The 12,646-nt window shown below is 53.6% G+C and carries 13 protein-coding genes and 1 pseudogene; 7 read left to right on the top strand and 7 right to left on the bottom strand.

Going from position 1 to position 12,646, the window contains the following annotated elements:
* Positions 1–12 precede the first annotated feature (12 nt).
* The 5 genes from hisH (at position 13) to ACFO5Q_RS02500 (ending at position 4,482) form a co-directional block, all read left to right on the top strand.
* The gene (gene hisH, locus ACFO5Q_RS02520; protein ID WP_068148368.1) at positions 13–669 is read left to right on the top strand and encodes an imidazole glycerol phosphate synthase subunit HisH; all 657 of its coding nucleotides are present in this window, start codon (positions 13–15) and stop codon (positions 667–669) included.
* Positions 669–1,394, top strand: coding sequence for a 1-(5-phosphoribosyl)-5-[(5-phosphoribosylamino)methylideneamino]imidazole-4-carboxamide isomerase (gene hisA, locus ACFO5Q_RS02515; RefSeq protein WP_068148631.1), 726 nt, complete (start codon positions 669–671; stop codon positions 1,392–1,394). The genes hisH and hisA overlap by 1 nt, the downstream gene beginning before the upstream one ends.
* On the top strand, positions 1,394–2,161 hold the full coding sequence (gene hisF, locus ACFO5Q_RS02510) for an imidazole glycerol phosphate synthase subunit HisF (RefSeq protein WP_068148365.1): 768 nt from the start codon (positions 1,394–1,396) through the stop codon (positions 2,159–2,161). The genes hisA and hisF overlap by 1 nt, the downstream gene beginning before the upstream one ends.
* Positions 2,158–2,484: a phosphoribosyl-ATP diphosphatase gene (locus ACFO5Q_RS02505; protein ID WP_068148362.1), complete on the top strand. Its 327-nt coding sequence runs from the start codon at positions 2,158–2,160 to the stop codon at positions 2,482–2,484. Before hisF ends, ACFO5Q_RS02505 begins: the two co-directional genes overlap by 4 nt.
* A gap of 591 nt (positions 2,485–3,075) precedes the next feature.
* Positions 3,076–4,482 carry a site-specific integrase gene (locus ACFO5Q_RS02500; RefSeq protein ID WP_068148359.1) on the top strand — a complete coding sequence of 469 codons (1,407 nt, stop codon included), beginning with the start codon at positions 3,076–3,078 and terminating at the stop codon, positions 4,480–4,482.
* 189 nt (positions 4,483–4,671) lie between these two features.
* Here ACFO5Q_RS02500 and ACFO5Q_RS02495 read toward each other — a convergent pair.
* The 4 genes and pseudogenes from ACFO5Q_RS02495 to ACFO5Q_RS02480 all read right to left on the bottom strand — a co-directional run bounded on the left by ACFO5Q_RS02495 (position 4,672) and on the right by ACFO5Q_RS02480 (position 9,305).
* Positions 4,672–5,817, bottom strand: a pseudogene (locus ACFO5Q_RS02495) (type II toxin-antitoxin system HipA family toxin).
* Positions 5,804–6,085, bottom strand: a complete 282-nt coding sequence (locus tag ACFO5Q_RS02490; protein ID WP_068148356.1) for a helix-turn-helix transcriptional regulator — start codon at positions 6,083–6,085, stop codon at positions 5,804–5,806. The pseudogene ACFO5Q_RS02495 and the gene ACFO5Q_RS02490 overlap by 14 nt, the downstream one beginning before the upstream one ends.
* A 390-nt stretch (positions 6,086–6,475) precedes the next feature.
* Complete coding sequence (locus ACFO5Q_RS02485; protein ID WP_068148353.1) at positions 6,476–7,825, bottom strand: AAA family ATPase; 1,350 nt, start codon at positions 7,823–7,825, stop codon at positions 6,476–6,478.
* 427 nt (positions 7,826–8,252) lie between these two features.
* A complete protein-coding gene (locus ACFO5Q_RS02480; RefSeq protein WP_068148348.1) occupies positions 8,253–9,305 on the bottom strand; it encodes a hypothetical protein in 1,053 nt (350 codons plus the stop codon).
* A 107-nt stretch (positions 9,306–9,412) separates the two neighbouring features.
* On the opposite strand from ACFO5Q_RS02480, the gene ACFO5Q_RS02475 reads away from it, so the two are divergent.
* Entirely contained in the window at positions 9,413–9,649 is a 237-nt protein-coding gene (locus ACFO5Q_RS02475; RefSeq protein WP_068148346.1) for a helix-turn-helix domain-containing protein, read from the top strand.
* A gap of 145 nt (positions 9,650–9,794) precedes the next feature.
* Here ACFO5Q_RS02475 and ACFO5Q_RS02470 read toward each other — a convergent pair whose 3' ends face one another.
* Positions 9,795–10,556: a sulfite exporter TauE/SafE family protein gene (locus ACFO5Q_RS02470; RefSeq protein WP_068148341.1), complete on the bottom strand. Its 762-nt coding sequence runs from the start codon at positions 10,554–10,556 to the stop codon at positions 9,795–9,797.
* A 136-nt stretch (positions 10,557–10,692) separates the two neighbouring features.
* Between ACFO5Q_RS02470 and ACFO5Q_RS02465 the strand changes: the two genes are divergently transcribed.
* A complete protein-coding gene (locus ACFO5Q_RS02465; protein WP_068148338.1) occupies positions 10,693–11,796 on the top strand; it encodes a M23 family metallopeptidase in 1,104 nt (367 codons plus the stop codon).
* Here ACFO5Q_RS02465 and ACFO5Q_RS02460 read toward each other — a convergent pair.
* On the bottom strand, positions 11,793–12,152 hold the full coding sequence (locus tag ACFO5Q_RS02460) for a hypothetical protein (protein ID WP_068148334.1): 360 nt from the start codon (positions 12,150–12,152) through the stop codon (positions 11,793–11,795). The two genes, ACFO5Q_RS02465 and ACFO5Q_RS02460, sit on opposite strands and share 4 nt — an antisense overlap.
* Entirely contained in the window at positions 12,152–12,481 is a 330-nt protein-coding gene (locus ACFO5Q_RS02455) for a VOC family protein (RefSeq protein ID WP_068148332.1), read from the bottom strand. The genes ACFO5Q_RS02460 and ACFO5Q_RS02455 overlap by 1 nt, the downstream gene beginning before the upstream one ends.
* Between the last annotated feature and the right edge of the window lie 165 nt (positions 12,482–12,646).

Here is a 12,646-nt window from a genome sequence, read left to right as displayed (position 1 = left end):
GGAGCAGATCTGATGCCAGACACCGTTGCCATCATCGATTATGGCTCGGGCAATCTCCGTTCCGCGGAGAAAGCCTTTGCGCGCGCAGCCAAGGATAGCGGCCTTGAGCGCACCATCACCGTCACCAGCGACCCGGATGTGGTGGCAAAAGCCGACCACATCGTCCTGCCCGGCGTGGGCGCATTCGGCGATTGCCGCAAGGGACTGCTGGCCATAGACGGCATGCGCGAGGCAATCAACACCCGCGTTCACCATGAGGGTCGCCCCTTCATGGGTATCTGCGTGGGCATGCACCTGCTTGCGAAAGAAGGCCACGAGCACGGCACCCACAAGGGCATGGGATGGATCGACGGCAATGTCGAGAAAATGACGCCGGATGACCCAAGCCTCAAGATCCCGCACATGGGCTGGAATGTGGTGGAACTGACAGACGCTGGCCTAAAGCACCCGGTAGCGGGTGCGCTGGAGGCGGGCGACCACGCCTATTTCGTCCACAGCTATCATATGGTGCTCGAGAGCGACGACTCGCTCCTCGGGTTCACGCGTCATGGTGGCCGCGTGACCGCCATAGTGGGGCACGACAATATCATCGGCACCCAGTTTCACCCTGAAAAAAGCCAGCGTGTGGGGCTGAAACTGATCAGCAGCTTTTTGGAGTGGCGACCATGATTACCGTTTATCCAGCGATTGACCTTAAGGACGGCAACTGCGTGCGCCTTTATAAGGGCGACATGGAGGCCGCGACTGTCTTTTCAGACAATCCGGCGGCGCAAGCGCGCGAATTTGTAGACACGGGCTGTCCCTGGCTGCATCTGGTGGATCTCAATGGCGCTTTTGCGGGAGAGCCCGTGAATGCCGCTGCCGTAGACGCCATTCTGGCGGCTGTTGACGTGCCCGTGCAACTGGGCGGCGGCATTCGCGATATCGCAACCATGGAGCGCTGGCTGGAAGCCGGTATCTCGCGCCTGATCCTGGGGACGCTTGCGGTCAAGAACCCCTCGCTCGTCAAGGAAGCTTGCAAGCTGTTCCCCAGCAAGATCGCCGTGGGCATCGACGCCAAGGGCGGCATGGTTGCCGTTGAAGGCTGGGCCGAAGCATCGGAACTTGAAGTCACGGAACTCGCGCTTAAGTTCGAGGACGCGGGCGTGGCCGCCATCATCCACACCGATATCGACCGCGACGGCACGCTGACCGGCGTAAACGCCGAAGCGTCATCAGACCTCGCGAAGGCCGTTTCGATCCCGGTGATCGCCTCAGGCGGCGTCAAGGACATTGACGACATCCACCGCGTGGCAGAGGTGGGCAATCTTGAAGGGGTTGTGACCGGCCGTGCCATTTATGACGGCCGACTGGACCTTAAGGAAGCGCTCAAAGTCGCGAAAGGCGGTGCTTGATGCTGAAAGCACGGATCATTCCCTGCCTGGACGTGAAAGACGGGCGCGTGGTCAAGGGTGTCAATTTCGTCGATCTTGTTGACGCCGGCGACCCGGTGGAGCAGGCGCGGGTCTATGACGCCGCGGGCGCCGACGAGCTCACGTTCCTCGATATCACCGCCAGCCACGAGGACCGCGGCATCCTGCTGGATGTCGTAAAGCGCACGGCGGAAGCCTGCTTCATGCCGCTGACAGTCGGCGGCGGCGTGCGCACGGAAGACGATGTCCGGCAACTGTTGCTCGCAGGTGCGGACAAGGTGTCGCTGATGACGGCCGCGGTGAACAACCCCGGGATCGTCAAGGAACTCGCCGAAAAATTCGGTTCCCAGTGCATTGTCGTGGCCGTGGACGCCAAGGAAGTCGCACCCGGCAACTGGGAAGTGTTCACCCACGGCGGCCGCACGCCAACCGGCATTGACGCGGTTGAATATGCCAAACAGGTGGCATCGCTCGGGGCGGGTGAGATCCTCTTAACCAGCATGGACCGGGACGGCACGCGCGAGGGCTTCAACATCGAGCTGACGCGCGCGATCTCTGACGCCGTGAATATTCCGGTGATCGCCTCGGGCGGCGTCGGGAACCTCGATCATATGGTGGAAGGCATCCGCGACGGGCACGCCTCTGCCGTGCTTGCGGCCTCGATTTTCCACTTTGGCCACTATACGATTGCCGAGGCCAAGGCCCATATGGCGGCGGCAGGCATTCCGGTAAGGGAGACAGTCTTATGACCAGTGCACTTGATATGCTGCTTCGGCTTGAAGAAACGCTTGAAGAGCGCAAATCGGCTGACCCGGATACAAGCTATGTGGCCAAGCTCTATAAAAAAGGCCCCTGCAAGATCGCACAGAAGGTGGGCGAAGAAGCGGTTGAGACCGCTATGGCTGTGGCGATGGACGATGATATCGGCATCATCAACGAAAGCGCCGACCTGATGTTCCACCTGATGGTGCTCTTGAAATCCCGCGGCTACAAACTTCAGGATGTGGCGCTTGAACTCGCGCGCCGCGAAGGCCTGTCGGGGCTTGAGGAAAAAGCAAGCCGGGAAGGTTGAACTAGGTAGCCCTCTGGCCCATGCCAAAGACATCAGTCAGCCAGAAGCGCTAACGTTATATAAAACGTGCTCCAAAGTAGCTGGTGTTCGCTCCCTCCAAGAGACAACCTCTATGGCAGTGGCCTTTAGGCGGTTGCCAGCAACTCTGACAAGCCTTCGGAAAATTACGAACGGATTACCTGTTGGCAACGATCAATAGCGGATCGCCGGTGCCTCTTAGCGGACAATATTCTCAAGGTGGGGTTTGGGCTTTTAGGCCGCCAGGGAACATTCCAGCCTTTCAATGAAAGCCAAGCGTCGGAACACACTCGCTGGAGCTGCTGCGAGGCTTCATTTTACGCGTCATCAAATGCGTTCTCAATTTGCCACTTTTCAATTTCATAACGAACTAACTGGTCGCGAGACCTTGACACGCATTTTTTTCAAAAAAATTTATTAATACAATCAATAAGATAGCGGGATTTTTTATCCAGTCCGACTAACCAAGGGCTGATTCTATCACTTTCCAACCGGTTCTTACATTTCCAGAAGCTAGAATTGGCGTTAGCGAGCACGAAGCTCAACAGTCCAACAGACCAAGGAGTCAGAAACATGCTAACCGTCACCCAACGAATCGCCGAGCGTTTTGAAACTACTAAAGATCAACTCAAGAAAAATCGTCATGCGCAAACTATATGCATGAACCAGATAGAGATATTTAAATGCCCTGCCGCCCAAGAAAATTTGGCGAAGCTGATGGGCTTGGAAAGCACCCTCAAAGCCGACCTCAATGCACTTAGAACCTCCTACATCCAAGTTCAAAACTATGTTCGCTACTATTCACCATTTAAGGCGGAATTTGACGACATCGTCCGCGAAGCTGGGTTCCAGTTGGGGCATTTTCCGTACACAGTTGTTCGAGAAGGAGCCACTGAAGAAGAAATCGAGGAGGCGGTAGCCAACTTCGAGAACTTGGCATGGGCCCGTGCGAGAGGCGCGGATGTGCAGATTACACAGTGCAGCAATGAGACAATCTGGCGATATATCCGCTGTGTCGTAAAGGGTGCAAGAAAAAGCAACCTGAGAGATTTTATAAATCAGGTTATCACGAGGACCGATCAAACCCGTGCGACGTTTCGCTGGACTCGGGCAGCTATAAATTTCTTCCTTGAGATGTTGATGGTATGCGATAGGGCATGCGAGGAGATCTATGATCTTCACAACATGCTCAATAGCGTCAACGCTGGAAAACTCCCCAAAAAACACCAAAAGCAAACCTACATAAGGCGCAAATCTGTGCCAGAAAAAACATATCCACTATTTGAAGACACGCTGATGTCCTTGGGGAGTGACGGTCTCACAGCCGCTATGATTTTCAAATCGACTATTTTCCTGGGCCTTCGGCCCATCGAATGGCAATCCGCATGTCTCGATGAAGACGAGCCTCGTGTTCTCATTGTGAAGAATGCGAAATATAGTAACGGCAGAGCATGCGGAGAGTATCGCTATCTGCACCTGCTCAATTTTGACGACGCGGCATACCAACTGATTAGAGCCACCATCGATGTTATCAGGATGGAGCTGGAGGACACTACGTTCGTCGTCTTCATGGAGCGAATTCGGCGTGCCTTCCGACAGGCTCATCAAAAAATGTCTCCGAAAGCAAAAAAGAGACGCATCACCCTCTACACAGCGCGCCATCAGTTTGCCGCTAATATGAAACGCTATTGGGGCCTTGATGGGAGAGACGCACTCGGAGCACTAATGGGCCACAGCAACGACAATACTGCAGGCTGCCATTATGCACACACAAACCAGGCAATGAAAGGAGGGAGCTTTGGACCTACAGCAGATGGCACAAATGTCCCCTTGCCGGATCAGTCGAATATTGCACAAGTTCGCATCACTAACTGCCATCTGAGGGCTATGGAGTTAGGAGCAAACAACCAATGCAGTCAATCTGCCGACAGCCCGACTTCTGAGTGTACCACATGCGCTTCCAACTCGATGTCGAAGTAACTTGAGCGGAAATGCACCCACACCGCTTCCAAGAAAATCGGCAAAAAGAATGGACTCTGGTCCTATATCTCCTCCAGAAACCCTTACGGATTCTGGAGGAGCAACCAAAGATAAGGCTTAAAGCGCCACCGACCCAAATACCGAAGCAATGCCCTTCCCGAAACTATGGTTGGGGCCGGGCAACAACCTCTACATTATCTCCCGCCTAACCTCTTCAGCTCTCAGCCTTAGCCTTCCCGCATCACCAGTCAAACACTCTGTCGATAAAGGATTTAGGAACTGGTTTCCAGCTAAGATTGCTCTGTCCTTCGGCGAAACGCATGCCTCAGCAGCCACAGCAATGAAGTGCTCACCAATTACATCCAGAAGGCTCTCGATGATACTTATCGCTTGTTCTTCTGATAAAAGAAACTGGTGGGCGGCTTGAAGACAACTGGAAATCCTGCTGGAACGGTCGCTACCTCGTATCAACATAGCCTGTGTTGCCTCACGGCCTGTCCTTGCCTGAGGACAAATATCATATGCAGGAGTGAGACTTAGCCGCTGGCCATCCCAGAAAGCCGCATGATTTCGAGCATGATCATCCGTGTTTCCAACTAGGATATTGAACACTAGTCGTTTAAACAATTCCGCCAACGTTGCTGTGCTGGCGGTGAAATTCCACCGAACCTCTGTGGCAAGGTCCTCATATGAAGCGTACCTCGCATTCAGTTCTGACAGGCCCAAAATCGTGAGGCCTGACACCATTCCCTTACGGGTCCAGCCTCCACTTTGGGCGATACGATCAAAACGCTCGACAAGAAGTACCTGCCGGCCTGCGGCTTCGATCAATTGGACAGGCGCCACAGAAATGCCTACGAGTTCCGCCAGGCGCATGGCAACAAACTCTGCACCTACAACACTATAGAGATCATTACTCGAAGAGAATTTTGCCACATATTTCTTGGTTCCATCAGTGATCAACGCTTTTGGGCGAGCGCCACCTATGGAAGTGCCATGATTTAGCACCTGATCTAATTATAGTCCCGTATCAACCTCGCGACCCGTCAGTCCCGTGCGCTGGTTTATGATAATTCTACGCCCCCAAGCATCAGGGGCAGCGTCCCTGAGACAATTTGCCACCTCGAGGCCCGGCTGTGGGTACCTTGCACCCTGTTTTAAAGGCAACTCTGGTTCATAAATTGAGATTGCGTCAGGGTTGGATAGGTAGGAACGACCATATGTGAAGACCAATTGACGTCCCGCACGGGTAACTTGCCCTGCAACGACAGGCTCAGAGGCTCCGTCCAGCCAGATCCAGACATATGCCTTTTCATAGGTATCAGAAATTGTCATCGATCTTTATCTTCTGCCTACGTGCGCGCTCCGGGAGTAATTCAAGAATTTCTTCTAGGTCCCCATGCAAATCTTCAGAAGATTTTCCGGTTGGAAAAAAAATATTCAAGCCCAATAGGGCCGCAGCTTCGAGATAATGCACTATTTCAACATTGAGCAGCCCATTTTCAATGTTGCGCAGTGTACCCCTGGCAACTCCCAGCCTTTCGGCCAATTCCTGTGCTGGCATCTTCAGCTTGAGCCGCGCAGCTTTAATCGCTTGCAGCACTAACCTTTGCAGACCTACTATAGGGCCGCTTGCTAACCTTCGCCACTCACACACCTCTTGTTAATCTTGCTGATATGGTCAATAAAGTAACCATAAAACAGCTTTATGTTCAATTTATAAGCCATCTTTGAAAATGCCGTACTTACATCCGGCTTTACTCCTTGTAAGCGTAACATGCCCCAGCTATTCCATATAGAAGCTCAAAAAATGAGCAATTTCATTTACCTCACTGGATCCAAGGAACCAATCCACACTTATGCTTCGCACCTAACAGACCTCCGGCTAAGCCAAGAGGGTTTGATTCCAACTTAATGGTACAGGCTAAGTGCGGGCGCCGATTCTACGAATTCGTGCTCCCCGCACCTTAGCCACCCCCCAACCCAGACTTAATCAATGCAGCTGCCGCCCCGGACGAGTTAGATCCCTCAGCGTCAACTTTCCTACCACATGCCTCAAGCTCCTGATATTGCTGCTTTTCTTATAAAACACCCTCAGCATGGAAAGCGTATCCGCCGGAAACTGCTCAATAAGAGCCAAAGGTAGACCTGCGTCTGCTGCAATTGTTCGCTGAAGAGCCCATACAAGATTCTCAACATGTTCCGGCCCTGGCGGTAGCCAATTTAAGATCTGACAACGGGACCGAAGTTGAGGCGTCAGCTTATCAGAAGAGTTAGATGTCAAAATCCAGTTCACAAATGACAAGTTGACCGTACATCCCAACGCCTCATCGAAGTAGGCTCTGGAGGTTTCTGTATCCAGAAACCCAAGAAGGGTATCCTGAACGTCCCCATTCATGCTGCCGCGACTAGCTTTCTCTACTTCATCGATAATGATGACAGGGTTCGGACACTTCTGTTGTGCAATAACACGCACCGGCAGACACGGCTCAGCTGTCGACCAACCCATTGAGGTTCCTTTTAAACTTCTATTGTCTGAATTGCCTCCAACGGAATGCAGGTGGAGCGGCAACTGCAAAAGCGTCGCCAGCCTTTTTGCAAAATATGTCTTGCCCACTCCCGCGCGACCTGTCACCAGAATTGGATCCATTGTCAGGCATGACTGTCCTGAAACAGCCATCAAACCCAGGCTAGAAATCAAATGTTGAAGCTGGCCAGCCATTTGAGGAAATTCCGCCAGCAATTGTTCCCCGACGTCCAAAGGCCTTTTTGCGCCACCGAATGGAAGCGGGTGCTTCAGCGCCTGATAGGTTGGTGACAACTTTACCTTAACGTCGCTGGCTTGTGTTACCAGAATTTGAGCCATGCCGCTAACTGACGAGGCAGAGATAGGTGCGCCATTCTCCAACTCTGTCAATGGTGCTGCTTCATTGCCCGAGCCCAGCGTTTTTTGCTGCCGCGCCTGATCACAAGAGCTTCCCATAGCCCGGCCACGTAAGTGACAGTCCCAGCTGCCCATCAAATCCTCGATGTCGCAGCTTTCGGGCCAAAAGGATTTCCCACGAAGTTCATCAAGCACCTGGATCGGAAAGTATGCGACAGCCTCAACACCACCCGCGGCCGCAAGCATCATCATCAGGATGAAATCATCGTCCCGCTCGTCGATTTGGCCTGTGAGCGCAAGACGCCGCGCCTCCTGCTCAATGTCGGAGAAGCTGCTGTCGGTAGTGAGCTTGATCTTGGAAGAATGCTGTGAAGCAGTAGTGAGATGCTGAATGATCTTATCTTTGGATTCGATATAATCCGCAGGTTCTAGAACCCGCCAGTCCAGTACGTATGCCATGGAAAATGCCCTTGAAGCTGATCGTCAGTGGTGAAGCTGAGAAAGCAGCTATGCCTATTCGCTGGCTCGAATGTGCAAAGGACAAGGTCATCGAGGTTTCCTAGAAGCTCAGGTCAGTTGGTTGGAAAGTGGAAAAGAGAAAGGTGGAGCCAGAAATCAGCCAGGTAATAACAGACCGAGCCATTTGGAGGCTTGAGGCCTCAGGCCGGACACGATTGCTGCGGTGAAGACCAGCCTTAACCGATAGCTTCTTAAGCTGGCGGGCCATCAGCAATCCCTTCTGGCCCCTTTTGGGTCTATAGAGCATGGGTGTAACTCCCTTGTGTGTTTCCCAATGTAGGAGTTACACCATACCCTATTTCGGGGTTTATTGCAAGCATTATCGAGAACAAATGGGGTACAAACTCAATACATGTCCCTTACGAAGCTAAGACGCCACCTCTAGCCTCGCAAGCTCCTGACGATGCTTCTCCATAAGCGCATGCCTGTCCTCAACAAGGGTTCTCATTTCAAAGTCCAACTTCTCAAGGCCTGGCTCCACATCAATGTTAAACACTTCACCTTGATCCGTTGTCGCCGCAACAATCGCCAAGTCATAGCTGTCAAACGGCGCACCAGGCAGGTTCCCCGCTGCCTGAATATCCAAAGCCCACTTCATGAAGTCATGGGTCCGGAAGACTTTCATGGCACCAGCCGGCACATCAATGCGATAGGTATGCAGTTGCTGCATTGGCGTCCTGGTATTGGCGCCCACAGCAATCACCTGCAGCGTAATAGTCGCCAGGTTCTTCTGGGAGCGATTGACAACTCGCACCGGAACAGGGTCATTGCGGCGGCTGACACCCTCTGGAGGGAAGCCAACCTCAATCTGTTTGAGAAAATCCTCGCTGGATTTGGCCTCGTCTTTTAGGGCTTTGATCTTACCGTCGAGCTTCTGAACCCGCTCATCAAAGGCTGCCAGCTCCGCTACGTGCTCCTCTCGAAGCATCCTGGCACCAAGAGGCAAGATATCTTCTGCCGTCAGTCCACTCAGCCACTTCCTGTAAAGCGTGTCCGCATAAAGAGCGCGCTTCTTCGCCTCTTCGTATCTCTTGCGGCGTTCTGTCCTGTAATTAAGCTCTTCCCCCTTGGATAGAAAATTTCCCCGCATCTGTTGTTGGAGCCTGTACTCGTGAAGCTCAAGCATATAGTCCGGGCCCAACACTTGCTTGGCATACCCGTCCAGTCGTTCGTTCCCTGCAGGAAACAAAGCGGCATCAAAAGCGTCAATGACGTTATCGGACGCTGCAATCGCATCAGTGCCAGCCCGGCGCTCAATTACCTTCAGGGCAATGGGTAGTCTCTTGCCATCCAGCTCTGAAGCCACAACGGCTGCAAGGCTGGTTTCAAAGTCTGCACCGTCACTGACGGTCGGTGTATCAGAACCGCAGGCTGTCAGCATTAGCGAAAGCCCGAATACAAGTAGTAGATGGAATTTCATGGAATTCTCCCCAATGAATTAAAACCCTAATATAGGGTACATGAATTTGGGGTACAAGGTTTTAGGGTATAGCAGCTTGAGGGTCACCAACCAATTGGACCCCAACAATGATCGCAGACAAGAACGACCCGAGGTATAAGAAGCTACGAGATTACCTGAAGGAAGAGCGCATCAAGCACGGCTTGCTGCAAAGTGATCTGGCAGAAAAACTCGGGGTTCATCAGCAGATGATCAGCAAGATCGAGAGTGGTGAACGGCGCATCGATGTGGTTGAGTTCATATGCCTTGCGGAGGCGATTGGAATCGGCACACAAGACGCCATGCGTATCTTTGAAAAAAGCTAAAACGGGATATCCGCTAGCTTCTTACACAGCTTCGACTCTCCAATTTGTGGCTTCATCAAGGGCCGAAAAATAATACTTAACAAAATGAGCCCGAACTGCACGCGCAAGGGCTTAGCAACCTTGCTGAAAAGACTAACCCGGAAGATTAGGCAAAGAAGCCCTGAGCGCCCTGCCACAAAAGGCGGGCCGCCAGAAGCGTCAGGATAATATTGAGCCAACGGCCAAAGCGCTCATCCGTTGATTTCACCAAAAAATGACGCCCCACCCAGGTGCCCAGAAAGCCGGTTGCCACCATGGCAACCATCAGCGGCAGATAGGCGCCAAAGGCAAAGCCAAGCACACCAAACACCACGATCTTGACCGTATGCTGGCCCACCATACAGGCGGAAAAAGTACCTACATGGGCCAGACGCGACAGCGAAAACATCTTCACCACCACCGCCACAAACGGCCCGGTAGCCCCAACAAACATGGTCAAAAGCGTTGAAAGCGCGCCGCTAGATCCGACAAAAGCCATACTTTTATGGTCGGCGGACGGCTTGGGCATCGGCCCCCACAAGGAATAGAGAACGAAAAGCCCGAGCACCAGCTGAAGCGTTGCTGCGGGCAGGGCCACAACAATCTGACCGCCGATAAGACCCCCAATCAGACTGCCCATCAGGAAATACAGCACAATCCGCCAGACGATAGCCTCGCGCATCAAATAGGCGCGCCCTGCGTTTGAGCCAAGCTGAACCACGCCGTGCACAGGCACGATGGCAAGCGCCGGCATCACCTGCGCCATCACCGCCAGAAGCGCTACACCGCCGCCAATGCCCATCGAGGCCGACAGGAAGGAGGTAAAGAAGCTCACGCCCACAAGGAGCGCAGCGTCTAGAAAACTGAGGGTGTCTGGCATGATCGTCATGGCGCGCACTCTGCCGAATAAAAGAGCGCTCGGAAAGCGAAAATGAAAGTTCGGACAGGATTTCCCCTTGTGATTGCAGTCGCAGTGATGTTTTGTATGGCCGAACTCAATTGCTGCTGAAGGAGCGTCGCGCATCATGCGGGATTTGTATAACAAACCGGGCCTGGTCGCCGCTGTCATTTTCGCCCTGATCATCGCCACGCTGGTGTTCAAGAAAGTGACGCGCGAAGAAACGCTGATCGTGCCCGTTGAAGACGGTAAAGCACAGACCGGAAACCAGAAAGAAAGCCAGACGCTTTCGGAAGCACAGGCTATGAAGGACGCCGAAAGCGGCTTTTCTCTTTCATTCCCGATGGCATGCAAACTTGGGAAAGATTGTTGGATTGCCCGCTATGTGGACCGAGAGGCTGGCGACGTGGCAGCGGATCACACTTGCGGCTCCAGCACCCAGAACGGCCACAAAGGTACGGATATTGCCATCAGCGACCTGGCGCGCATGAAAGCGGGCGTCTCCGTTCTCGCAGCAGCGCCGGGAACCATCCTTCGCCTAAGGGATGGTGTTGAGGATGCCTCTGTTCGCAAGGCAGGAACAGACGACACCAAAGGCCAGGAATGCGGCAACGGTATCGTGATCGACCACGGTCAGGGCTGGCAGACCCAATATTGCCATATGAAGCAGGGCAGCCTGCGCGTAACGCCCGGCGACACAGTAGCTGCTGGTGATGTGCTTGGCCAGGTCGGTATGTCCGGCCTGACCGAATACCCGCACCTGCATTTCACGACGCGCCTTAGCGGCAGCCTGGTAGACCCATTCGACGGCGGCAAGTTTGAAACCAGCTGCGAGGCCGACGGGCAAAGCCTTTGGGCCGACAAAGTGCCGTACCAGTCGTTCGTGCCGCTGCCTGCTCAATTCAGCACTGAACCCAGGGATCTCGAAAACATGTGGCAGCCAGGCCCCAAGACCATACCGTCGGATAGCGAAGCCATGCTACTGGTTGGGCGCGGCTTCCACCCCCAACGCAGCGATATCTGGCATTTCACCATCACAGATCCGGACGGTAAAGTCGTGCTGGACAATAAAATCAACATGGAAAAGAGCCACCAAGCCTATGTAGGTTTCATGGGGCTCGAGAAACCCGAAGGCGGGTTCAAGCCCGGCATCTGGAAGGGCAGCATCCATGTGGATCACGGCCCTTGGGATGACTATGACCAGATGATCGAAATCGAGGTCACTCCCTAAGGCATGCGCCCACGCCCAAGCGTAAGGTAATGGAAACTGGCCACCATAAGCGCTGCATGAAACAGGGCGGACGGCATGACCATAGCCGTCTCAAAAGACCAGCCGGGGGGCGTCGGCATTAGAAAACGGCCCACGACACTCCCAATAAACGCGCCGGCCAGTCCGGATAGCAGAACCTGCTTTGTCAGGAGTACACCAAAGTGACTACGCCGCCAGTGCATCATCAGGAACACGCCAAGCAGGCAACCACGGGCGCCATAGGCATCCGGGAAAAACCCTTTCGGGCCTAAAATGGCGATGCCAAGAAGCACCAGCATAAGCACTGCGCCCAGGCCATACTCAACCTTACGCGGCATCAGAGCTGGTCCAGCATGATCTTGTTGCCGTCCGGGTCTGTGAGCATTAGGGTGCAGGGCCCTTCGCCTTCCTTTGCCTCCATATCAAGCGCGATACCTGCCGCCTGAAGCGTCGCCTGTACGGCTCGCGCGTCAGCCGGGTTGAAGGTCAGGATATTGGTATCGAACATGCCCTCAAACAGGCCAATACGGCTATTGCCATTTGCCATGAACAGCCACTTGTCCTCTTCCGCGCCGCATTCGACCACAAAGCCAAGGGCTTCATAAAAGGCACGCGATGCCTTCAGGTCCTTGACCGCAAGGCTTGTTGAGCAAAGTCCCAGATCCATGTCGTCCCCTCCACCTTTCATGGCCCCCCATATGCATGGCGGTTAGTTCCATATGAAATTGGCGCCTGTTATGGCCATCCAAAAATGAGAAAATCCATATTTATTGCTGGTATCTAAATACTTGATCTCACGCGCGGCGTAGGTCCTCCTGAGCTGCAGTGATTT

This window comes from Kordiimonas lipolytica (assembly GCF_042651265.1).
Lineage (GTDB): Bacteria > Pseudomonadota > Alphaproteobacteria > Sphingomonadales > Kordiimonadaceae > Kordiimonas > Kordiimonas lipolytica.
This window is presented reverse-complemented; position numbering and strand designations above follow the sequence as displayed.

What these genes read in the sequence shown, in the direction of transcription:
- hisH (WP_068148368.1), top strand. Translation starts at nt 13, where the DNA reads ATGCCAGACACCGTTGCCATCATCGATTATGGCTCGGGCAATCTCCGT.
- hisF (WP_068148365.1), top strand. Translation starts at nt 1,394, where the DNA reads ATGCTGAAAGCACGGATCATTCCCTGCCTGGACGTGAAAGACGGGCGC.
- ACFO5Q_RS02505 (WP_068148362.1), top strand. Translation starts at nt 2,158, where the DNA reads ATGACCAGTGCACTTGATATGCTGCTTCGGCTTGAAGAAACGCTTGAA.
- ACFO5Q_RS02500 (WP_068148359.1), top strand. Translation starts at nt 3,076, where the DNA reads ATGCTAACCGTCACCCAACGAATCGCCGAGCGTTTTGAAACTACTAAA.
- ACFO5Q_RS02485 (WP_068148353.1), bottom strand. Translation starts at nt 7,825, where the DNA reads ATGGCATACGTACTGGACTGGCGGGTTCTAGAACCTGCGGATTATATC.
- ACFO5Q_RS02480 (WP_068148348.1), bottom strand. Translation starts at nt 9,305, where the DNA reads ATGAAATTCCATCTACTACTTGTATTCGGGCTTTCGCTAATGCTGACA.
- ACFO5Q_RS02475 (WP_068148346.1), top strand. Translation starts at nt 9,413, where the DNA reads ATGATCGCAGACAAGAACGACCCGAGGTATAAGAAGCTACGAGATTAC.
- ACFO5Q_RS02470 (WP_068148341.1), bottom strand. Translation starts at nt 10,556, where the DNA reads ATGACGATCATGCCAGACACCCTCAGTTTTCTAGACGCTGCGCTCCTT.
- ACFO5Q_RS02465 (WP_068148338.1), top strand. Translation starts at nt 10,693, where the DNA reads ATGCGGGATTTGTATAACAAACCGGGCCTGGTCGCCGCTGTCATTTTC.
- ACFO5Q_RS02460 (WP_068148334.1), bottom strand. Translation starts at nt 12,152, where the DNA reads ATGCCGCGTAAGGTTGAGTATGGCCTGGGCGCAGTGCTTATGCTGGTG.
- ACFO5Q_RS02455 (WP_068148332.1), bottom strand. Translation starts at nt 12,481, where the DNA reads ATGGATCTGGGACTTTGCTCAACAAGCCTTGCGGTCAAGGACCTGAAG.